Source organism: Paracoccus sediminicola (genome assembly GCF_027912835.1).
Classification (GTDB): Bacteria; Pseudomonadota; Alphaproteobacteria; order Rhodobacterales; family Rhodobacteraceae; genus Paracoccus; species Paracoccus sediminicola.
Map to the genome: position 1 here is coordinate 1,370,011 of NZ_CP115768.1, position 21,877 is coordinate 1,391,887.

Below are 21,877 nucleotides of genomic sequence, written 5' to 3' on the forward strand. Positions count from 1 at the left end.
CGTGGCTGAGTTTATCAGCGCCACCATATCTGCCAACCATGTAATTAGAATTTCAGGCAGAAAGCCGGCGCACCTCTTCGGCCAGCGCATCCAGATCGGGGTCCGGCAGCCCCAGCTCGGCGAGATGGGCGGCGGTGGCGAACAGGTAATCGCGGTTCGGCCCGCGACCGCCCGCCGCGGCAGCGATGATCCTGGCCTGCTCACGGGCATCCAGCTCGCCCGCATATTGGACATGGTCGCGCCGCATCACATAGGTGATCGCCTCGACCCGCCGCCCATCGGCAAGGTGCAGCGGCAGCACCGCCTCGCGATAGGCGTTCGTGACCAGCTCGCGCGCGCGCACCTCGGCCAGCACCTCGGGCCAGTCGCCGTCATCGACGCGCAGCGCCACGCCCTTGCATTCCGCCCCCGGCGCCGCATCCAGCCCCAGCACGAGGCCGGGAAGATCCGGCGTGCCGCGATGATGGGTCGAACGCAGGCAAAAGCTGCGGTGATAGCCGTCAAGCGTGGCGATTTCCCGCTCGGCGACAGAAAAGCCCGGATTCCACATCAGCGAGCCATAGGCAAACAGCCAATTCTGATTACACATGCCTTCCTCTTTCAACAGGGGCCATTCTAGGCTTACATGCCGGCGGTTCAAGCTTGGCGGCGCGGAGATACGGCAGAGATGAGAAAACTGGTGATCGCGGCGGTCCTGCTGCTGATCCTGCTGGCGGCGGGATGGTATGCGGGCGAGACATGGCTGAGCAACCGCGCCCGCGAAATGGTCGGCGGCAGCGGCCAGATCACCGCCGCCGAAGTCACACCGCTGCGCAATCCCGCGCGAGTCGGGCTGCGATTGCAGGATGTGGATTACGGCACTGCCGAGGCCGGGTTCTCGGCCCCTGATCTCGAGGTTTACGCGCCAGTCAGCGCGCCGAACACCATGACCGTGGACCTGCCCCGGCAGATGCAGCTTCGGCTCGGCGGCGCGCCCATCGAGCTCACGCTCGAGGGCGGCAGCGCCCGCGCCTCGATCTCGCCCACCCATGAGATGACCGTCCGCCGCGCCGGTGTGGACGCGCGCGGGCTGGCGGTCGGGGGGATCGAGGCGTTGCAGGCGCTCGATCTCGATGCGCGGCTCGTCCATCGGGGCGCGGCGGCACCACAGGGTTCGGCCGGGGCGTACGCCATCGACCTGTCGGCTTCTGGGATCGCCTTGGGCGCCCTGCCCGAGCGGATGGAGATCGCCGGTCCGGTGCAGCTCTGGCTGAGCGCGGTTCCGGGACAGGCGGTGCTGGACGGGCGCGCGCCGCCGCCGGCACCGACCGGAATACAGACGCCGGGGATCGAGATCGCAATCGGAGAGATGCAGGCCCGGCTGATCGGGCGCATCGAAGCGGATGAGAACGGCTATGCGATGGGCGAAGCCGCATTCTACACCGATGATGCGCGGGGCTTCGTCGAGGCCGGGGTGGCCGCCGGACTGATCCCGCAGCGGGGCGCGATGTTGGCCAATGCGCTGATCGGCAACCTCGCTGAAACCGGCAGCCCGGCGGATCAGTCATCAGCCGGAACCGTGCCGGAAACCGCGCGGGACCGGGCCGAGACCGCCCCGCCGCTGTCGGGTGAACAGGCGATGGATCAGGTCGTCGCCCTGCCCCCGCCCGCGCCGGGCCAGATCCGGCTGCCGCTCGTGCTGCGCGACGGTGAGATGCGGCTCGGGCCGGTCAAGCTCGGCCCGGCCCCGCGCATGATCCGCTAGTCCGGTTCAGCCCGGCTGCAAATCGGCACAGCCCGCGCCATGCGGTTCGACCTCGATCGTGGCGTGATTAATGCTGAACCGCTCGGCGAGCACGCGCTTGGCGCTGGCAATCGCCTCGCTGAAATCGGTGCCGTCCTCGATCACCAGATGCATCTCGGCAGAGCTGCGCTTTTCGTCGATCTGCCAGATATGCAGGTGATGCGCCTCGACCACGCCGGGCAGTTCCGCCATCGCGGATTTCACCTTTTCGGCATCGGTTCCGGGCGGGGCGCCAAGCATCAGGATGCGCATCACCGGGCGGATATCGCCCCAGACATGCCAGAGGATCGCGACTGAGATGAGAATCGTCAGGATCGGATCGACCCGCATCCAGCCGAAGGCCCAGACCAGCGCGCCGCCGACGATCACCGCCACCGACACACCCGCATCGGTGAGGTTATGCAGCAGCGCCGCGCGCAGGTTGAGACTGTCCTTCGCGCTGCGCCAGACAAGCGCCGCTGTGGCGAGGTCGATGACCACCGCCAGCCCGGCCAGCGCCATCACCACGCCGCCCGCGACCTCGGGCGGGTCCGAAAGCCGCATGAAGGCTTCGTAACCCAGCCATAGCGAGATCACGATAAGGCTCGCATAATTCACGAAGGCAGCAATGATTTCAGACCTCTGCCAGCCAAAGCTCATGCTCGGAGAGGCGCTTCGCCGGGCCAGCCTGCGCGCGCCGAAGGCGAGAACCAGAGCCATCGCATCCGACAGGTTATGCACCCCGTCCGCGATCAGCGCGACCGAATCCGCCCACCAGCCTCCGATGATCTGCGCAAAGGTCAGGACGAGATTGACCACCACCGCCCAGAGAATCGCGCGATCGCTGCCGAATTGCTCGGCATGGGAATGACCGTGACCGCCATGACCGTGGCTGTGCCCGTGGCCATGGCTATGACTGTGGCCCGAGTGATGGTGGCCGCCATGATCGTGATCCGAATGATCGTGACCGGCATGATCGGTCTGCTGATGGTCGTGCTCGTCGACATTGCGCTGATCCGCCATCAATGTGCCTCCGCCCAGCTTTCTCCGGTTCCTGCATCAACCACCAACGGTACGGAGAGTTTCACCGCAGGCTCCGCCGCGCCCTCCATCACCTCGCGGGCGGAGGCGATCAGATCGTCCACAGCCTTGTCCTCGACCTCGAAGACGAGTTCGTCATGAACCTGCAACAGCATCTTCGCAGGCATCTCGCGGATCGCGTCGGGCATCCGGATCATCGCGCGCCGGATGATATCCGCCGCAGCACCCTGGATCGGCGCGTTGATCGCCGCGCGTCGCGCGCCGCCCGCCGCCGGGCCCTTGGTGTTGATGCCGGGCGTCATGATGCGCCGCCCGAAGATCGTGCGCACATATCCGTCGCGCTTGGCGTCATCGACCGTCTTGTCCATATAGGCGCGGATTTCCGGGAAACGTTCGAAATAGGTGTCGATGAATTCCTGCGCCTCGGCGCGCGGGATTCGCAGATTGCGCGACAGACCATAGCCAGAGATGCCATAGATCACCCCGAAATTGATCGCCTTGGCCTGACGGCGGATCATCGGGTCCATCCCCTCGATCGGCACGCCGAACATCTGGCTGGCGGTCATGGCGTGAATATCGATCCCCTCGCGGAACGCCTCTTTCAGCGCCGGGATATCGGCGACATGGGCCAGGATGCGCAGCTCGATCTGGCTGTAATCGAGCGCCACCAGCTTGTGACCCGGCGTGGCGATGAAGGCCTCGCGAATGCGGCGGCCCTCTTCGGTGCGGATCGGGATGTTCTGCAAATTCGGATCGGTCGAGGCCAGACGCCCGGTCTGCGCCCCGGTGATGGAATAGGACGTGTGCACCCGCCCGGTATCCGCATTCACATGGGTTTGCAGCGCGTCGGTATAGGTCGATTTCAGCTTGGACATGCCGCGCCAGTCCAGCACGCGGGCGGGCAGATCATGCCCCTCGGCGGCCAGATCCTCCAGCACATCGGCGCTTGTGGAATACGCCCCGGTCTTGCCCTGCTTGCCGCCTGAAAGACCCATCTTGTCGAACAGAATCTCGCCAAGCTGCTTGGGCGAGCCGACATTGAATTTCTGCCCGGCAAGCTCGTGGATCTCATCCTCCAGCCCGGCCATTTTCTGCGCGAAGACATTGGACATGCGCGACAGATGCTCGGGGTCGACCTTGATCCCGGCCATCTCCATTTCTGCGAGCACCGGCACCATCGGGCGTTCCAGCGTCTCATAGGCGGTGGTGACGCGGTTCGGCGACAGCTGCGGGCGCAGCATCTGCCACAGCCGCCATGTCACCTCGGCATCCTCTGCGGCATAGGGGGTGGCCTTGGCGATCTCGACCTGCTCGAAGCCGATCTGCGACTTGCCCGAACCGATCAGATCCTTGATCGGCATGGTCTTGTGCCCCAGCACGCGTTCCGCCACGGCATCCATGCCGTGGTTGGCCTCGCCCGCCGACAGCGCATAGGAGAGCAGCATCGTATCCTCGATCGGCGCCATGCGGATGCCGAGCCGGGCGAGGATCTTCCAGTCATATTTGATGTTCTGCCCGATCTTGAGGATGGCATCGTCCTCCAGCAACGGCTTCAGCTTTGTCAGCACCAGATCCATATCCAGCTGCCCGTCGGATTTCGCGCCCGACCCGAACAGATCGCCACCGCCCGAGACATGCCCCACCGGGATGTAACAAGCCGCCCCGGCCTCGACGCAGAGCGAGATGCCGACCAGATCGGCTGTCATTTCGTTCAGCCCCGTGGTCTCGGTGTCGATTGCCACCGCGCCCGCGTCTGCGATCCGCGCGATCCACGCGTCAAGCGCCTCTTCGGTGGCCACCGTTTCGTAAGCGTCCAGGCTGAGTTCCGGCCAGTCCGGCCCGGTCGCGGCCTCGCCCTGAGGGGCGGCGGGCGTGTCGGGCACGGCGGGGGCATCGACCTCGAATTTCTCGGCGACGCGATTGGTCAGCGTGCGGAACTCCATCTCGGACAGGAAACCCAGAAGCGTGTCGGCCTCGGGGTCGCGCAGTTCCAGAGACTCCAGCGAGAAATCCAGCGGTGTCTCGCAATCCAGTTGCACAAGCCGCTTCGACACCCGGATCTGATCGGCGAAATCGATCAGCGTCTGCCGCCGCTTGGGCTGCTTGATCTCGCCCGCGCGGTCCAGCAGGGTTTCCAGATCGCCATATTCGTTGATCAGCAGCGCCGCCGTCTTGATCCCGATCCCCGGCGCGCCGGGCACGTTATCGACCGAATCCCCGGCCAGAGCCTGAATATCGACGACACGATCCGGGCCGACGCCGAATTTCTCTTCGACCTCCTCGGGGCCGATCTCCTTGTTCTTGATCGGGTCGAGCATCGTCACCCCGTCGCCGACAAGCTGCATCAGATCCTTGTCCGAGCTGATGATGACCGCTTCCCCGCCCGCATCCCGCGCCTGGCAGGCGAGCGTCGCGATGATGTCGTCGGCCTCGAAATTCTGCAATTCGATGCAGGCGATGTTGAACGCCTTTGTCGCCTCGCGGGTCAGGGGGAATTGCGGCACCAGATCCTCGGGGGGCGGCGGGCGGTTGGCCTTGTAGTCTTCGTAAATCTCGCTGCGGAAGGTCTTGGCGCTGTGATCGAAGATCACCGCCACATGGGTCGGGGCCATGTCGCCCTTCGAATCCTGCACATATTTCCACAGCATGTTGCAGAAACCCGCCACCGCCCCGATGGGCGTTCCGTCGGATTTCCGGGTCAGCGGCGGCAGCGCATGATAAGCGCGGAAGATAAAGGCCGAGCCGTCGATGAGGTGAAGCCGATGGCCCTTGCCGAAGGCGTTGGACATGAGATGTTCTCCCGCTGCGATGACACAGCTTGTGCCATGTTCACGGTTCGGCTTCCAGTGCCGCGAGCGGTCGATGGCGCGGCGTGCACCGCCCTTGAGACCGGGCCGGCCAGGGATCGCGCCGCCATCGGGTCAGGACAGCGTCCTTGCCATCCTGCTCAGTGCGCGTCGTGAACATTCTCCGGGTCGATCACGAAGCGCTTGTCGCAATAGCCGCAATCGACGAAGCCCATCTCGGGCGAGATCTTCAGCCAGACCTTCGGATGCCCGAGCCCGCGCGATTCGTCGCCCGCACAGGACACTTTCCAGGTCGTGACCTTCTCGGTCTCTGGCGCGGGAAAGGCGGTCGCGTCCTCCTGTCCGGTCGAGAGCGGATTTTCGGGCGGCACGAATTCTGTCATGGCGGGCCTTCTTGTCGTGCGGGGCTGGATAGGGTCTAACCCCACATAGCCGAGAGCATCCGGCCTCGCAAGAACCGCCCGCCAGAGGACAGGACCGCATCATGACCGACACCGCCAATGCCATCGAGATCACCGGGCTGCGCAAGACCTATGCGGCCGCGGGGAAATCGCCCGCCAAAGAGGCGCTGAAGGGCATCGACCTGACCATTCCGGCGGGCTCGATCTATGGGCTTCTCGGGCCGAACGGGGCGGGGAAATCGACCACGATCAACATCATGGCCGGGCTGGTGAACAAGACATCCGGCAGCGTGGTGATCTGGGGCTTCGATCAGGATGTGAACCCGCGCAATTCCCGCGCCGCCATCGGGGTCATGCCGCAAGAGCTGAATATCGACCCGTTCCTGACCCCGCGCGCCAGCCTCGAGGTGCAGGCCGGGCTTTACGGCGTGCCGCGCGCGGATCGCTGGACGGATGAGCTGCTGGCGCTTGTCGGGCTGTCGGATCAGGGGGAAAGCTATTCGCGCAATCTCTCCGGCGGGATGAAGCGGCGGCTTCTGCTGGCCAAGGCGCTTGTGCATCGCCCGCAGGTGCTGGTTCTGGACGAACCGACCGCGGGGGTCGATATCGGGCTGCGCGAGATGTTGTGGAACAATGTCCGCAAGCTGAACGAGGCCGGGATGACCATCATCCTGACCACCCATTACCTCGAAGAAGCCGAACAGATGTGCGACCGCATCGCCATCATCGACCGCGGCGAGGTGCTGGTCGAGAACACCACCTCGGCCCTGCTGGAAGGTGCCGACGGCAAGACGCTGGTGATCGCCACCGACGACACGCCCCTGCCCGCCCTGCCCGAAGGCGTCACCGCCGAGCGGCGCGAGGCCGGGCGCATCGCTTTCAGCTACGCGCCCTCGCAGATGCAGCCCGACCGGATCATCGACGCGCTGCGCGGCGGCGGGCTGCCGATCCGCGACATTGCCATCGAGCAGCCGAGGCTGGAGGATGTCTTTGTCGAACTGACCCGCCACTGACACTATCGGAGGACCACGCATGGCACCGACCGACACCACCACAGGCACCTGCCGCTGCGGCAAGGTGAAAATCACCGTCACCGGCGCCCCGGCGATGACCGTGGCCTGCCATTGCACCGGCTGCCAGGCGATGACGGCAAGCGCCTTCTCGCTGGGTGCGATGTATCACGGCGATGCGGTGACCATCGAAGGCGAGACCGTTCTGGGCGGGCTGAAGGGCGACGCCTCGCAGCATCATTGCTGCCCGGATTGCCTGAGCTGGGTCTTTACCCGCGCCGAGGGTTTCGCGCCCTTCGTCAACATCCACAGCTCGATGCTGGGCGAGTTCGCCACCCAGCCACCCTTTGTCGAGACATGGACCGACGAAAAGCTCGGCTGGATCGAGACCGGCGCAGCGCACAGCTTCCCCGGTTTCCCCTCGGCCGGGCAATTCCCCGAACTTCTGGCCGGTTTCGCCGCGCGCTCGCGCAGCTAGTCCCGCATCAGCAGCATCGGGCCGATATTGCGGCCGCCGAGGATATGCAGGTGGAAATGCGGCACCTCCTGCACGCCGTCATGGCCGGCATTGGTGATCGCCCGGAACCCGTTTCCCCGATCAAGCGATACGCCCTCGGCCTGCGCCACCTCGGCGCAGAGCCGCATGAACCCGGTGATCTCGTCCGGCGAGGCATTGGCGGCGAAATCGTCGAAGCTCACATATTTGCCCTTGGGAATCACCAGAACATGGGTGGGTGCCTTCGGGCTGATGTCGCGAAAGGCAAGCGCGTGGTCGTTCTCGGCAACGGTGTCGTTCGGGATCTCTCCGCGCAGGATCTTCGCGAAGATATTCTCGTCATCGTAATCGTAACCCATCCGGGGAACTCCTGTGGTCTCAATCGGCGAACAGATGCGGGGTGGCGGCGATGGCCCGGGCGGTATCCTCGTCCAGTTGCAGGAACGCCGCAAGCGCCTGCGCGTTCCGCGCCAGGCCGCGCGCCGGGCCGATCTCGTGGAAATGCGCGAGCCCCGCATCGCGCAGCCGGTCCGCCTCGTGGTCGAGATCGCTGCGCACGATGGGCAGCAGCCTTTCGATCACCTCGGCGGGCGTCGAGACATTGGCCAGCCCGACCCGCCCGATATGGCCGCGCATATAGTCGTCATCGAAATCGGACTCGATGAACAGGATGCGGCTTTCGGATTTGTCCGAGGCGAAATCCTGGATCAGCTCGAGCGCCGAGGGATCGATGCAGATCGCCAGCCGGTTCTGCCCCAGCTCGGCCATCAGCAGCCGGATCAGAGCGCGCCGGTGCCGCTGGCGCTTCCAGACCGTGTTCTCGATCCCGCCCATATCGGGCAGCCGCGCCTCGTGTTCGTCGAACAGGTAATCGACTGCCGGAATATCGGTATGGCTGCGGATCGCCTGGGTCAGCCGCTTGGCGACATGCCATTTCTTCGACACGATCATGAGGATCTCGCTGTTGCGCCCGAGCGAGGCCTCTGCCTCCCAGAAACGCGGCGCGAAACGCTGCCCGACCCGCCCCCGCCCGGTCAGGAAACGGAACAGTGACTTGCCCTCGCCCGAAATCGCGAAATGCAGCCCCTCGGCCCGCCAGATCGCGCCAAGCCTTTCCTTCAACTCCAGCGCCTCGGGGCTGATCTTGCGCGCGAACAGCGCGTCCTGCCCGAGCAGCATCTCGTAGTGATCGTTATAGAACACCACCGGCATGCCGTAATCCGAGAACATCAGATAGGTCAGTGTGCGCGAACGGATCTCCGCGCGTGGCACGACATGGGGCACGATGGTCTGAAAGAAGGTCTCGTCCGGGATCCAGGTGGTCGAAAAGAACCGCAGCACGTCGCGGCGGCGGCGGCAGAAATTCAGCAGCTTCTCGATCGTCTGCCGGCGCAGGCACCACCACTGACTGCCGATCTTCATCTCGAGATCTTCGGGTATCTTGCGGGTCAGCCCGAAACGTTTCTGGAATTCATAGCTGGCATAGAAGCGGCGCGGCTGGCTGCGCTCGTTGAACCAGTGACGATAGATCAGCCGGTCCTCGCGCATCCCGGTCTTGATCCAGTCCGAGCCGAAGAAATCCACATTTTCGATATAATCGACATGCTCGGCATCAAGAAAACCGCGCGCATATTCCGCCGATTTGATCGGCATGCAATCGCCCGAGAGCATGTAGAAATGCGTCGCCGCCGGAAACGCATCGACCGCGGCGCGCACCGCATCCAGCGAGGCCGCGACCAGCGACCACGCGCCCCATCCGCAGCGATGGCGGCGCCGGGCAAAGGTGACATTGCTGTTGTCGGCCAGCGCCTTGCGCACCCGCTCGAAATCGGCGCGGCTGGCACTGGCATCGAAGTGAATCGCCATGTAATCGCCGGTGGCGGTCAACCGCCGTGCCTGCGCGATGAGCCCTTCAGGGTCCTTGTGGGCCAGCAGGATAAAGGCGATCTTGGCCATGACGCTCCGGCGTTGCGACGAGAGGGGACCGCCGCCAGGGCGTTGAAAACCCTGCGCCGATCTGTTTTTGTTTCACACGATTCCGGCCGGTCTCGCAACCCGCCGGCCGTGCAAGAGGTGACGTGCCCATGGGGTTTCCCGGTATCTGGATGACCGAAAGCGAGCAGCTCGTCTATCGCGTCGTCCCGAAATGTGCCTGTTCGACCATCGGACAGGTGATGTTCTATTCCGATCACGGGCGCTATTTCGACGGCGACATCCATGACAGCAGCGAGGGGCTGCATAAATGGGCGCAGGAGGACAGCCGCGCGCCGATCGAAGAGGCGGTGCTCTCGGGCAAGGGCGTGACCTTCACCTGTGTGCGCAACCCCTATTCGCGGATCCTGTCGTCCTTTTTCGACAAGATCGCCGGGATTCAGCGCAACGGGAAACGCTATCGCGGCAATCTGGTGCCGCAACTCATCCAGCGCTACGGGATCGAGGTCGGCAGCCCGGAGGACGGTTTCGATTTCGACCAGATCCGGTCTTTCCGGCGCTTTCTTCTCTTTGCGCGCGACACGATCCGCTGGCGCCGCCCGATGGAGCCGGACATTCACTGGTCGGCCATGTCGGGCCATATCTCGACCTTCATCGTGAATGGCGGGCGCTACGACCAGATCTTCTTCACGGAACATTTCAACGACGGCTTGCAGCGGGTTCTGGATGCCGCAGACACCCCGGTCGAGGTGGATCTGGAACAGGTGCCGCGCTTCAACGAATCCGAGGGGCACGGACCGAAACGCGCCCATAAGGTCAGCGATTACTTCGACGATCTCTCGCGCCATCTCGTCTGGGAGATGTACAAGAAGGATTTCCGGCTGTTCCGCTATGATTTCGACGATCCGGACAACAAGTTTCCGACCGGCGAGATCGACCTGGACGAGGTCCACGCCAAGCTCGGCCGTTGAAGGGGCGCTGCCCCTCGCCGCGGGCGCGGCTCACCCCGGGATATTTCGGTCAGGATGACGCTCAGTTGCCATGCGCGGCGGCAAGATTGGCGTCGCTCAGCAGGCGGCGATGTTTCTGGGCCTGTTCCAGCACCTCGGCGAAACAGGTGAGACCCTTGGCCTCGAGCGCGGGCAACATTCGCAGATAGGCCTGCGCGGTGGCTTCGGCATCGCCCATCGCGCTGTGGCGCAGATGGGCGGGCAGCGCGATGTGAAGCCGCGCGCAAATCGCATCCAGGCTGTGCGTCGCCCCCTGCCCCCAGATCATCGCGGACAGCAGCACCGTATCCATCACCCGGTTGGGAAAGTGCTGACCGGTCTCGGCCTCGGCGGCGCGCAGCAGCCCCATGTCGAAGGGCGCGTTATGGGCGATGAGCACCGCATCCTCGGCAAAGTCGTGAAAGCGGCGCAGCGCTTGCGTCATATCGGGCGCATCGGCGACCATCCCGTCGGTGATGCGGTGGATGCGGGTCGAGGCGGGCGGGATCGCGCGGCCGGGATTGACGAGGGTTTCGAAGCGCTCTCCGGTCAGCTGTCCCCCGGCGATGCGCAGCCCGGCGATCTGGACGATACGATCCGACAGCGACAGACCGGTCGTTTCGGTGTCGAAAACCACGCAGGTCAGCGCGTCGAGAGGCCGGTCGTCGGGCGGGCCGCTGCGGGCCAGCGCGAAATCATAGGTCACTGACGGCCGGGCCGCGCGCGGCGTGGCCGATATCGCCAGCGGCAATGCCAGCCGGGCATGGGTCTCGCTGTCGGGCTCAGGCCAGATGCCGGTGCCATGCGCGGCAAGAATATCGGCGCCGCTGAGTTCGGGATGATCCGGATCGGGCGCGGAGTCCAGCCAGCGATCCAGCTCATCCATCGGCAGCGCCGGACCGCGCCATCTCAGATGCAGCATCGCCTCGGCGCCGTTGCTGCGGATCGCGGCGGCGGGCGGACGGCCCTTTTCGGCCAGGCGCTGCCCCAGCATCGCGACCAGGCCGCCGATCTGCCAGCCATCGGCGGCAAGCGTTACCGGCGCAACCTCTCCCAGCGGAAGGCCGAGCCCGCGCGCAAGCTCTTCCGCCGCGACCCGGCGCTGACGCGGGGCGGGCGGGGTCAGCGCCGCATCCAGATCGCGCAGCGCCGCAGCCATCCCGCGTGCCTCGGTGCAGATGGCGCGGCGCAGCTCCGGCGGCAAAGGCGCGTCGAGATGATCGAGCAGCGGCGTCAGCGTCGCGGCATGACGACGCAGCGCCTCGAGCGGCGCGCGCGGCGGAACCGGCTCGCGGCGCGCCGGGCGCAAGATGGCCAGCATGGCGGCCTCTGCACCTGCCAGCCGCCGGATGCGCCCGCTCAGCCGCGCCCCGTCCGCGCCGATCAGCGCCACATCGCTGGCCTCGGCCCCCTCGGCGATGCGGGCTTCGGCCGCATCCAGCCCGCCGCCGCGCAGGAAGCGCCGCAGCTTCCGGTCGAGCGCCAGCCCCGGCAAAAGCTGCGCGGCCGCCGCGTTGAAGAACAGCACCCGGCCATCAGCCCCGCTGAGAACTGCGCCCGCGCCGATATCCGAGAGGATATGTTCAAGCATCTCGGTCTCGCGGGCGCCCTTCCCGCCTTCGGGCTTTGCCCGCCCGGCCCCGGTCGCGCGCCGCGACGCCGCCCGCGCCGCCGGTGCGAGATCGGCGAGATAGCGCCCCTCTCCGTCGGCGGGCATGGCGCCGGTCAGGATCGCGCCCGACAGCCGCTCGACCGGGCGGGCGACATGGCTATCGAAGAGATACCAGACCCAGACCACCAGCCCGAGCCCGCCCAACCCCGCGATCAGCGCCGCAATGGCCAGCGCATCGGCCAGCCCGAGCGGCAATGGCGCGCCGCCTTCCCCTGCACTCTGCAGCATCGCCGCAGCCGCCGCCAGGCCAAGCGCCAGCACGGCGATCAGCGCGGCGGCAAGCCCGGCGAAGATCAGGAAGATTCGCATCCGCAGAGACAGCCGGCTCAGCATGACCGGGCATCCAGCACACGGGCCATCTCGGCGCGCAGCTCGGCAAGCTCGAAGGGTTTGGCGATGAACCCGTCCGCGCCGAGCGCGAGCCCCTTGCGCCGTTCAAGCGCCGAGCCGCGCGCCGTCATCATCACCACCCGCACCCCGGAGAGATCGGGGTCGGCCCGCATTTCCTGGACGATCTGATAGCCTGAAACCTCGGGCAGCATCACATCCAGCAATACCAGATCGGGCCGCATCTCGCGCAGCGCCTCGATCGCGCCGCCGCCCGAGGCCAGCCGCGCATGGTCATGCCCGTCGCGGGTCAGCAGGAAATCGAGCGCAAGGGCGATATTGTCCTCATCCTCGATGACCATGATCCGCGCCATCCCTCAGCCCTCCGCGCAGATCGCCGCGAAGGCCGGATCGGCGGGCGCCGCCACCTGCCATTCACCGTCGGGCGGGCGCGACAGCCCCTCGGCACAGTCGATCCCCTGCTCGACCGTGACGCTGCGCTTCCAGCGTTCGACGAGGATCACCGGCACGACCTGCGTCCCCTCTTCCTCGCCAAGGCGCACCCCATCCGGATCGATCAGCGCCAGCCGCGAGACCGGCGCGACCACATAGGTCCAGGGCCGCAGCCCGCTGCGCCCGGTACCCTCGGCGACGACCTGCACCCGCTCGGGCAGCTGCGCCTTGACCCGGCCGGCCCAGCTATATTCATTCCAGGTCGCATAGGTCAGGATCGCGACCCCGATCCCCGCCGGCAGCAGCCAGCCCGGCAGCGGACGCCCGGCCTTGCGCGCCGCATGGGTCAGCGCGAACAGCAGCGCAGCCGCGCCGATGCCGACGGCGAAGACGCCCAGCAGATCCATTCCGAGGCCGCTGAACTGAGTCATGACAAGGCTCCTTTTCCCTGCCCGAGGGCAGATTGCATCGAGCGAACCACCACGAAGGCGTCGCGCAGATGGCTGCGTTCGAAATCGGGCAGATCCGAGGGCGACAGATAATTGTCCGGCCGCCGCCCGGCGCGGGCCAGTGCCGCCTGATTCTCCAGCCGCTGCGACTGGATCAGGTCATAGGCCGCGATCAGGTCCCGCGCCCCGCTGCCGGAAATCACCCCGGCCTCTTCGGCCGCTTCCAGCCTTGCGCGGGTATTGACCGGGCGCAGCCTGGCCTGCAACGCATAGACCCGCGCCAGATCCGCGACCGGCACCACGCCGTTCAGCTTCATGTCGATATGGTTGCGGTGCTCGCCCGAGCGGATCGTCGCAAAGCCGCGCAGCAGACCGAGCGGCGGCTGGTGCTTCAGCGCATTCGAGATCATATGCGCCACGAAGATCGAGTTTCGCGACGCCATCCCGAGTGTTTCGGCCTGAAGCCCCTCCAGCAGCGCGGCATCTCCGCCTATGGCACGCAGATCGAACATGACCGAGGCCAGCATCTGCGCCTCGGGCGAGGGCCGGTCGATCCAGCCCCGGAAATAGTCGCGCCAGACCCCGCGCGGCTGCCGCCAGCGCGGGTTCGTGGCCATCATCTCGCCGGGGCAATAGACATAGCCGGCCGCGTTCAGACCGTCGCTGACGAACCGCGCGAGACGTTCGAAATACGGATCGGCCGGGTCGGTGCCATCGGCGAGGATCAGGATATTGTCCTGATCCGACACGCCGGTCTGATCCTGCCGCCCCTGACTGCCGCAGGCCGCCCACAGATAGGGCGCGGGCGGCGGACCCAGCCGCGCCTCGGCCATGCGCAGCAGGCGGCGGGTGACGGCATCGGCGATATCGGTGATCAGCCGGGTCACGACCTCGTGGCGCTGATGCGCGGCGACAAGCGCGACCAGCAGATCGGGGATGCGGGCGGTGACCTGCGCCATCTCGTCGACGCTTGCGGCCTGCGCCACGTCGCGGATCAGCACCGAGGTCGAAATCGCCTGCACGCGGGTCAGGTCGGTCTGGGTGACCATGCCGACAAAGCGTCCCGCCTCGACTACGGGCAGATGCCCGACGCGCCGCTCCATCATCGCATTCAGCACATCCGAGCCGAGCGCCGAAGGCGGCAGGGTGATCGGGTCCGCCGTCATGATCTCGCGCACCGGGGTCGCCGGGTCGCGCCCCTCGGCGACGACGCGGTTCGACATGTCGCGGATCGTGACCAGCCCCAGCAGGCGCTCGCCTTCGGTGATTCCCAGCGAGGAAACCCCGGCCTCGCGCATGATCCGGGCGGCCTCGGCGATCGAGGTGTCGGGACCGGTCGAAAGCGGCGCGCGGGTCAGGAAATCCGCCACTTTCAGCGTCGCGATATCCGCGCCGCCGCGCCCCGCAAACCGGCCTCGCCGGAAGAACCGCGCGAAGGCCGGGCTTTCCGTCATCAGCCGGGCGAACTCCGGCGCGGGCAAGGTCAGCAGCACCCCGGTCCGCGTGACCGTCGCCGTCGTCGCGGCGCGCCCGTCAGCCAGCAGCCCGCGCTCACCGAAGCTGTTGCCGCGCGACAGCTGCGAGACAAGCCCGCCATTCGCATCGGTCACCTCGACCGCGCCGCTTTCAATCATATAAAGCCCGTCCAGCGCGCCGCCATGGCGATAGACCGTCTCGGCCTCGCGCCACTCCCTGCGGGCGAAGGAACCGGCCACACGGGTCAGCTCGTCCTCCGGCAGGGCGTCATAGGGGTGGATGGTGGAAATGAACTGTCGAACCGGTTCCATCTTGGCCCCGTGAAACGAAAAAGCCGCGCCCCCATGTGACCGGGGGCGCGGCGTCGGCTGCCTTAATGCGCGGTGGCGGCACCTGCGCCGCGCGGCACGCGGATCGATTCGACCAGATCGACGATTTCGGCCGGCGGCTCTTCGGTCGCGTTGGACACGAAATAGGCCACGGCGAAATTGATGATCGCGCCGATCACCCCGAAGGAGGCCGGAGAGATACCGAACAGCCAGTTGGCCGCGGAGTCTTCCAGCATGTTGGTCCCCGAGATGAAGAACCAGCCCTTATAGGTGAAGATGTAAAGCAGCGTGGAGATGATCCCCGCCAGCATCCCCCAGATCGCACCCTGCTTGTTGATGCGGGTCGAGAAGATCCCCATCATCAGCACCGGGAAGATCGACGAGGCCGCAAGCCCGAAGGCGAGCGCCACGGTCTGCGCCGCGAAACCCGGCGGGTTCAGCCCGAGGATCGTCGCCACCAGGATCGACACCGCCATCGACACGCGCGCCGCCATCAGCTCGCCCTTTTCGCTGATATCCGGGGCCAGCCAGCCCTTCACGAGGTCATGCGACACCGCGCCGGAAATCGCCAGCAACAGCCCGGCCGCCGTGGACAGCGCCGCGGCAAGACCGCCCGCGGCCACGATGCCGATCACCCAGCCCGGAAGGTTGGCGATCTCGGGATTGGCGAGCACCATGATGTCGTTATTCACCGTGGTCAGCTCGTTGCCTTCCAGCCCCTGCTCGGCAATCGCCGCATCCAGCGCCTCGGAAGGCTCTCCGCCCTCGTTGTAGTACTGGATCAGCCCGTCGCCGTTTTTGTCCTCCCACTGAAGAAGCCCCGTGACCTGCCAGTTGCGCATCCACTGCTTGTCATCGTCGTTCTCGATCGACTCGAGCGACACCGCCGGCTGGCTGAACGTCTCGCTTTCCGCCGCGCCCGGCCACATGGTCGTGGTCAGGTTGAAGCGCGACATCGCGCCCACCGCCGGCGCGACGGTGTAAAGCAGCGCGATGAACACCAGCGCCCAACCTGCCGATTTCCGCGCATCCGCGACTTTCGGCACGGTGAAGAACCGGATGATGACATGGGGCAGACCCGCCGTCCCGATCATCAGCGCCAGCGTGAACAGCACCATGTTCAGCGTGCCGCCGTGGTGCTGGGTATATTCACGGAAACCGAGATCGGTGACCACCTGATCCAGCTTGGCCAGGAATTTCGTATCGGTTCCGTTCAGCGTGCCGAACAGACCCGTCTGCGGCAGGAAATGCCCGGTGAGCTGCAGCGCGATGAAGATCGCCGGGATCGTATAGGCGATGATCATCACGATATACTGCGCCACCTGCGTATAGGTGATGCCCTTCATCCCGCCCAGCACCGCATAGCAGAACACCAGCGCCGCACCGATCCACAGCCCGGTCGAGTTCGACACTTCGAGATAGCGCGAGAAGGTCACGCCGACGCCGGTCATCTGGCCGATCACATAGGTGATCGAGATGATCAGCAGGCAGACCACGCCGATGATGCGGGCAGTGCGCGAATAGTAACGCTCGCCGATGAATTCCGGCACGGTGAACTTGCCGAATTTCCGCAGATACGGGGCCAGCAACAGCGCCATCAGCACGAAGCCGCCCGTCCAGCCCATCAGATAGACCGAATTGTCATAGCCGGTGAAGGCGATCAGCCCGGCCATCGAGATGAAAGAGGCCGCCGACATCCAGTCCGCTGCCGTCGCCATGCCGTTCATCACCGGGCTGACACCCCGGTTTGCAGCATAGAACTCCGAGGTCGATCCGGCACGTGCCCAGATCGCGATGCCGATATACAGCGCGAAGCTCAGTCCGATGAAGATCAGGTTGAGGGTAAACTGGCTCATGCTTACTCCTCCACACCATGTTCACGGTCCAGCGTGTTCATTCGCCAGGCATAGACGAAGATCAGCACGATGAAGACCAGGATCGAGCCCTGCTGCGCGAACCAGAATCCCAGATCAGTGCCACCGACGCTGATCCCGCTCAGAAGCGGGCGGAAGATGATCGCGAAGCCATAGGAGACCAGTGCCCAGATGGCGATGCAGATATAGATGATCTTCAGATTGGCCCGCCAATAGGCGTTTGTGGATTGCTTGTCACTCATGTCCCCAGGTTCCTCCCTGTTGAGATTGCCGCCGATCTTGCTGTGCGACCCCACGCGCGGCGGCTGCGCGCGGGGCCTGTGACGGGGCGGTCAGCCCCGATTCATGCGGTTCTCGATCAGATCGTCCACGACCTCGGGTTCGGCCAGGGTCGAGGTGTCGCCGAGGCTGCCATAGTCGTTTTCGGCGATCTTGCGCAGAATGCGGCGCATGATCTTGCCGGACCGGGTCTTGGGCAGGCCCGGCGCCCATTGGATCAGATCCGGCTTGGCGATCGGGCCGATCTCGTTGCGCACGAAGGTTTCCAGCTCCTTGCGCAGCTCGTCGCCGGGTTCGACACCGTTCATCAGCGTGACATAGGCATAGATGCCCTGCCCCTTGACCTCATGCGGATAGCCGACCACCGCCGCCTCCGCGACCTTGTCATGAGCCACGAGCGCGGATTCGACTTCCGCCGTGCCCATGCGATGGCCCGAGACATTAATCACGTCATCGACCCTGCCGGTGATCCAGTAATAGCCGTCCTCGTCGCGCGTGCAGCCATCGCCGGTGAAGTAGTAGCCGGGATATTGCTGGAAATAGGTCTCCATGAAACGCTGGTGGTCGCCCCAGACGGTGCGCATCTGACCCGGCCAGCTATCGGCGATGCACAAAACGCCCTCCGCCGGGTTGCCCTCCTGCACCTTGGCGGATTCGGGGTCGAGGATCACCGGCTTCACCCCGAAGAAGGGCAGCGTGGCCGAGCCGGGCTTTGTTTCCACCGCGCCGGGCAGCGAGGTGATCATGTGGCCGCCGGTCTCGGTCTGCCACCAGGTATCGACGATCGGGCAGTTCCCCTTGCCGATATTCTTGTCATACCAGTTCCAGGCCTCGGGGTTGATCGGCTCGCCCACGGTCCCCAGCAGCCGCAGGCTGGAGAGATCATATTTCTCGATCAGCTCGGTCCCCTGCCCCATCAGCGCGCGGATCGCGGTCGGCGCGGTATAGAACTGATTCACCTTGTGCTTTTCGCAGACCGCCCAGAACCGCCCCGCATCGGGATAGGTCGGCGTGCCCTCGAACATCAGCGTCGTCGCGCCATTCGCGAGCGGCCCATAGATGATATAGCTGTGCCCGGTCACCCAGCCCACATCGGCGGTGCACCAGAACACGTCGCCCTCGTGATAGTCGAAGGTGTACTGATGGCTGATCGCCGTAAAGACGAGATAGCCGCCGGTCGAATGCACCACGCCCTTGGGTTTGCCGGTCGAGCCAGAGGTGTAAAGGATGAACAGCGGATCCTCCGCATTCATCGGTTCCGGCGGGCAGTCAGCGCTGACCTCTTCCATCGCCGCCTTCACATCGACGTCGCGCCCCTCGACCCAGCTGGTCTGGTCGCCGGTATGCTTGACGACAAGGCAGCGCACCTTGTCCGAGCAATTCTCCAGCGCCGTATCCGCGTTGGATTTCAGCGCCGTGCGCCGCCCCCCGCGCGGCGCTGTGTCGGCGGTGATGACCGCCTTGGCGTCGCAATCGTTGATCCGGTTGGCCAGCGCATCCGGAGAGAACCCGGCGAAGACGATGGAATGGATCGCCCCGATCCGCGCGCAGGCCAGCATCGCATAGGCAGCCTCGGGGATCATCGGAAGATAGATGATGACCCGGTCACCGCGGGCCACGCCCTGATCGAGCAGCACATTGGCGAAGCGATTCACCTTCTCGCTGAGTTGGCGATAGGTGATATGCTGCGCCTCACCCTCGGGATCGTCGGGCTCGAAGATGATCGCGGTCTGGTCGCCGCGCTTGTCCAGATGCCGGTCGACGCAATTCGCCGAGGCATTGAGAACCCCGTCCTCGAACCATTTGATCGAGACATCGCCAAAGGTGAAATCGGTGTTCTTCACCTTGGTAAACGGCTCGATCCAGTCGAGACGCTTGGCCTCGCGGCCCCAGAAACCCTCCGGATCGGAAATCGATTCGTCATAGAGCCGCTGGTAATCTTCCGGCCCGGCATGAGCCTCGCCGAACGCGTCGGGAATCGGATGTTTCGCTACGTTTTCAACGGACATTGCAATCTCCCCCTCCTGAAATCTCAGCCACGAAACCGCCGGCGCCCCGGCGTTTCACGGCAATCTGTCGCGCGCAAGTAAAACAGATTATATGAATCAACTAAAGTATTTTTTCTAAACGATTTTTTTGTTAATTATTTCACCATATCAGGTCCAGTTTTGTAAATCATTCACAGCAGCGTGACCCGCGCATGAAAAAACCCCGGCCAGAACGACCGGGGCTCTTTTCGGAAACAATGCGTCGGATCAGCCCGGCTCATCCATCCGCGCCCGGATCACGACAGAGCCCTTGGCCGGGCGCGACCATTCGACCTGAACGCTGCCCTTCCCGGCCCCCTGCCGGGTCCGGACCCAGGGCATCTCGGCAAGGCGCGCCCCATCGCCCGACACGATCTTCGATATCGCCGTCAGCGAGTCGACATTCTTCGCCCAGGCCCGGAACGGCAATTGCTTCGAGACCGGCACCACCCAGCTCGCCTGCGCGCTGTTCTGGCTGTGGGTGATCTGAACCGGATTGGCGACATAGTCGAGCACCCCGTTATAGTTGTTGCCCGAGAACAGGATATTCCGCATCCGCCCGTAATCCATGTCGGCAAAGCTCGTGTCGATCTTCTCGACGCGGCTGATCTTTGCACCGCCGACGAGAAAGACATTGTCGGTCACGCTCAGCCCGTGGATGAAATGCCCCGCGCCATACGGCTTGACCGAGATCCAGGCGAAATCCTTCAGCACGTTATGGACGGTGAAGTGGTTGCCGGTGATCGCCAGCCCGCCGAAGGAATAGGAGTTATTGGCGAAATCCGGCTCGGGGGCGTATTCGTTCGTCCATTCGATACTGCAATTGTCGATGTAGTTGCCGGTAATGACGGTCTTGCAATTGGTCCGCGTCAGCACCAGACCCGGCACGCGCTTGCCGCTCTGCGCGTCGTCCCCCTGAAACCAGTGATTGCCGACGATCAGATGCCCGGCCCCTGCGGCGACCATGAAGCAGCCGAAGCGCACGAAACGGTTCTCGCGGATCTTGGTGTCGTTCGCGTTCACGTTGATGGCCACGCTCGTGCGGTCCTGCGCGTTCAGATGCATCTCGTTCGACATGAACTGGCAGCGATCGACCTGCATCCCCTGACACCCCCGCCCCGGAGATGTGATGCCGCGATCCTTCGGCGCGCTGACATAGCAGTCGCGGATATTGAACATCAGCCCGTTCGCCGGCAGCATCAGAAAACTCGCACGCCCGTTCAGCGAGACCTCCAGCTCGGCGAAATTGGCGTGGGCGCAATTTTCCATGCCGAGGAAATCGAACACATAGCGGAACCGCTCGAAGCGATATTTCCGCGTGCCCGACCCGCCGTAAAGCGGCTGGGACAGGGTCAGCGTGCCCGCACCGACATTCTTCGCCTTCACATAGACCTCACGCCCGACGCCGGGCCCGGTCACCAGGCTGCCAACCTCGATATTGGCAACATTGGCCACCTCGGTCAGGGTCTGCGGCTGGCCTGTCGCATAGCGCGCCTGCGAATGCACCACCTTGTTCTTCCAGGCCGGACCCTCGACCACGTTGATCTGCCCGTTCGAAATCAGCCGCCGGCTGTTGAACCGCGTCAGCCCCGGCGACAGCTCGGTCATCACCATCGGCTCGGTCAGGTCGATCTTGCGCCCGCGCAGATCAAGTTCGTTGTGGTCGCTATAGGCAAACAGCGCCTGCAATGCCCGCTTGAGCGCCTCGGTCTCGTCACCGAACGCCGCGGCATAGCTGGGATAGTCAAAGGACCCCATCAGCGTCAGCCGCGCCCGGCGCGGCATGGTCAGCCTGCCCGTAAAGCGCACCGGGGACGAAATGGTCAGATCATCGCCGATCTTATAGATCCCCTCGGGCACCACCACGGTCCGGCCCCTTGCCGCCTTGTCCGCTGCGCTGAACGCGGCGCGGTCATCGACCTTGCCGTTGCCGATCGCGCCGAAATCCCGCACATCGACCCAATCCATCATCTCGCGCAGGAAGACCGAGGTGACATCCTCGATGCGGATCGATTCGATGCGGACCGCGCCGCCATTCGGTCCGGTCAGATCCAGTCCGAAATGCCCATAGACCGGCGCGGCACCCCAGGCCATGTCCACACCGCCGCGCGCGCCGCTGCCGACGATGGCGCTGATCTCGACCACCCGGCCATGGGCAGGCAGAGCCGTGGCAGGCCCGGTCTCAGTCAGCCCGGTGACATGGTTGCGCTTGCCGTCCCCGGCCCAGCCCGCGATGCGCAGCGACGGCCGCGCGCCGGCGATCGCCTTGACCCGCGCCGAGATCCGCAGATAGGTGCCGGGCAGGATCGGCGTCTCGCCCATGAACCTGATCCGGGTCACGTCCTCGACCTTGTTGATCTCCAGACAATTGCCGAAATCGGGATCGCCCGCGATCAGCGCCGCATGCGGCTGCCCCGCCCATGTGGCGCTGCCGGATGTGCCATGCTCCCGCGACCAGGCAGATAGCCCGGCGGCAAAGGCTGGCGGCGTCAGTTGCAGACCGTCGGTAATGGCGATGTTCATGCGCAGTATCCCCTCATCACGACCGCAAAA

Annotated in this window: 18 protein-coding genes; 4 read left to right on the top strand and 14 right to left on the bottom strand. The window is 65.1% G+C overall.

The features are described 5' to 3' along the window. Window positions 1-52: 52 nt before the first annotated feature. Window positions 53-589, bottom strand: a complete 537-nt coding sequence (locus PAF18_RS06730) for a gamma-glutamylcyclotransferase (RefSeq protein WP_271117831.1) — start codon at window positions 587-589, stop codon at window positions 53-55. A 78-nt stretch (window positions 590-667) separates the two neighbouring features. Between PAF18_RS06730 and PAF18_RS06735 the strand changes: the two genes are divergently transcribed. Then, a complete protein-coding gene (locus PAF18_RS06735) occupies window positions 668-1,744 on the top strand; it encodes a DUF2125 domain-containing protein (RefSeq protein ID WP_271117832.1) in 1,077 nt (358 codons plus the stop codon). Between the two features lie 6 nt (window positions 1,745-1,750). Here PAF18_RS06735 and PAF18_RS06740 read toward each other — a convergent pair whose 3' ends face one another. The 3 genes from PAF18_RS06740 to PAF18_RS06750 form a co-directional block, all read right to left on the bottom strand. Next, entirely contained in the window at window positions 1,751-2,785 is a 1,035-nt protein-coding gene (locus PAF18_RS06740; protein ID WP_271117833.1) for a cation diffusion facilitator family transporter, read from the bottom strand. Beyond that, window positions 2,785-5,592 (bottom strand): DNA polymerase I, encoded by a 2,808-nt coding sequence (polA, locus tag PAF18_RS06745; protein WP_271117834.1) that lies wholly within the window; start codon window positions 5,590-5,592, stop codon window positions 2,785-2,787. Before polA ends, PAF18_RS06740 begins: the two co-directional genes overlap by 1 nt. 158 nt (window positions 5,593-5,750) lie before the next feature. After that, complete coding sequence (locus PAF18_RS06750; RefSeq protein WP_434802245.1) at window positions 5,751-5,993, bottom strand: zinc-finger domain-containing protein; 243 nt, start codon at window positions 5,991-5,993, stop codon at window positions 5,751-5,753. 101 nt (window positions 5,994-6,094) lie between these two features. Here PAF18_RS06750 and PAF18_RS06755 point away from each other — a divergent pair, with 101 nt between their 5' ends. Both PAF18_RS06755 and PAF18_RS06760 read left to right on the top strand, forming a co-directional pair. Further along, window positions 6,095-7,024, top strand: a complete 930-nt coding sequence (locus PAF18_RS06755) for an ABC transporter ATP-binding protein (protein WP_271117835.1) — start codon at window positions 6,095-6,097, stop codon at window positions 7,022-7,024. 19 nt (window positions 7,025-7,043) lie between these two features. Then, window positions 7,044-7,499, top strand: a complete 456-nt coding sequence (locus tag PAF18_RS06760; protein ID WP_271117836.1) for a GFA family protein — start codon at window positions 7,044-7,046, stop codon at window positions 7,497-7,499. Here the strand turns inward: PAF18_RS06760 and PAF18_RS06765 are convergent. Next, complete coding sequence (locus PAF18_RS06765; RefSeq protein ID WP_271117837.1) at window positions 7,496-7,876, bottom strand: HIT domain-containing protein; 381 nt, start codon at window positions 7,874-7,876, stop codon at window positions 7,496-7,498. The two genes, PAF18_RS06760 and PAF18_RS06765, sit on opposite strands and share 4 nt — an antisense overlap. Window positions 7,877-7,895: 19 nt before the next feature. After that, entirely contained in the window at window positions 7,896-9,473 is a 1,578-nt protein-coding gene (locus PAF18_RS06770; RefSeq protein ID WP_271117838.1) for a DUF5928 domain-containing protein, read from the bottom strand. A 128-nt stretch (window positions 9,474-9,601) separates the two neighbouring features. Here PAF18_RS06770 and PAF18_RS06775 point away from each other — a divergent pair, with 128 nt between their 5' ends. Then, window positions 9,602-10,420, top strand: a complete 819-nt coding sequence (locus PAF18_RS06775; RefSeq protein WP_271117839.1) for a sulfotransferase family protein — start codon at window positions 9,602-9,604, stop codon at window positions 10,418-10,420. Between the two features lie 61 nt (window positions 10,421-10,481). Here PAF18_RS06775 and PAF18_RS06780 read toward each other — a convergent pair whose 3' ends face one another. From PAF18_RS06780 to PAF18_RS06815, 8 genes are all read right to left on the bottom strand, one after another. Then, window positions 10,482-12,443 (bottom strand): 3'-5' exonuclease, encoded by a 1,962-nt coding sequence (locus PAF18_RS06780; protein WP_271117840.1) that lies wholly within the window; start codon window positions 12,441-12,443, stop codon window positions 10,482-10,484. Then, on the bottom strand, window positions 12,437-12,811 hold the full coding sequence (locus tag PAF18_RS06785) for a response regulator transcription factor (RefSeq protein ID WP_271117841.1): 375 nt from the start codon (window positions 12,809-12,811) through the stop codon (window positions 12,437-12,439). The genes PAF18_RS06780 and PAF18_RS06785 overlap by 7 nt, the downstream gene beginning before the upstream one ends. A gap of 3 nt (window positions 12,812-12,814) precedes the next feature. Continuing rightward, entirely contained in the window at window positions 12,815-13,321 is a 507-nt protein-coding gene (locus PAF18_RS06790) for a hypothetical protein (protein WP_271117842.1), read from the bottom strand. Further along, entirely contained in the window at window positions 13,318-15,126 is a 1,809-nt protein-coding gene (locus PAF18_RS06795) for a DUF294 nucleotidyltransferase-like domain-containing protein (RefSeq protein WP_271117843.1), read from the bottom strand. Before PAF18_RS06795 ends, PAF18_RS06790 begins: the two co-directional genes overlap by 4 nt. A 62-nt stretch (window positions 15,127-15,188) precedes the next feature. Then, window positions 15,189-17,000: a sodium:solute symporter family protein gene (locus tag PAF18_RS06800; RefSeq protein ID WP_271117844.1), complete on the bottom strand. Its 1,812-nt coding sequence runs from the start codon at window positions 16,998-17,000 to the stop codon at window positions 15,189-15,191. 2 nt (window positions 17,001-17,002) lie between these two features. Continuing rightward, complete coding sequence (locus tag PAF18_RS06805) at window positions 17,003-17,260, bottom strand: DUF4212 domain-containing protein (protein WP_271117845.1); 258 nt, start codon at window positions 17,258-17,260, stop codon at window positions 17,003-17,005. Between the two features lie 90 nt (window positions 17,261-17,350). After that, the gene (gene acs / locus PAF18_RS06810; RefSeq protein WP_271117846.1) at window positions 17,351-19,306 is read right to left on the bottom strand and encodes an acetate--CoA ligase; all 1,956 of its coding nucleotides are present in this window, start codon (window positions 19,304-19,306) and stop codon (window positions 17,351-17,353) included. A gap of 246 nt (window positions 19,307-19,552) precedes the next feature. Continuing rightward, the gene (locus PAF18_RS06815) at window positions 19,553-21,847 is read right to left on the bottom strand and encodes a glycosyl hydrolase family 28-related protein (protein ID WP_271117847.1); all 2,295 of its coding nucleotides are present in this window, start codon (window positions 21,845-21,847) and stop codon (window positions 19,553-19,555) included. Window positions 21,848-21,877: the final 30 nt, after the last annotated feature.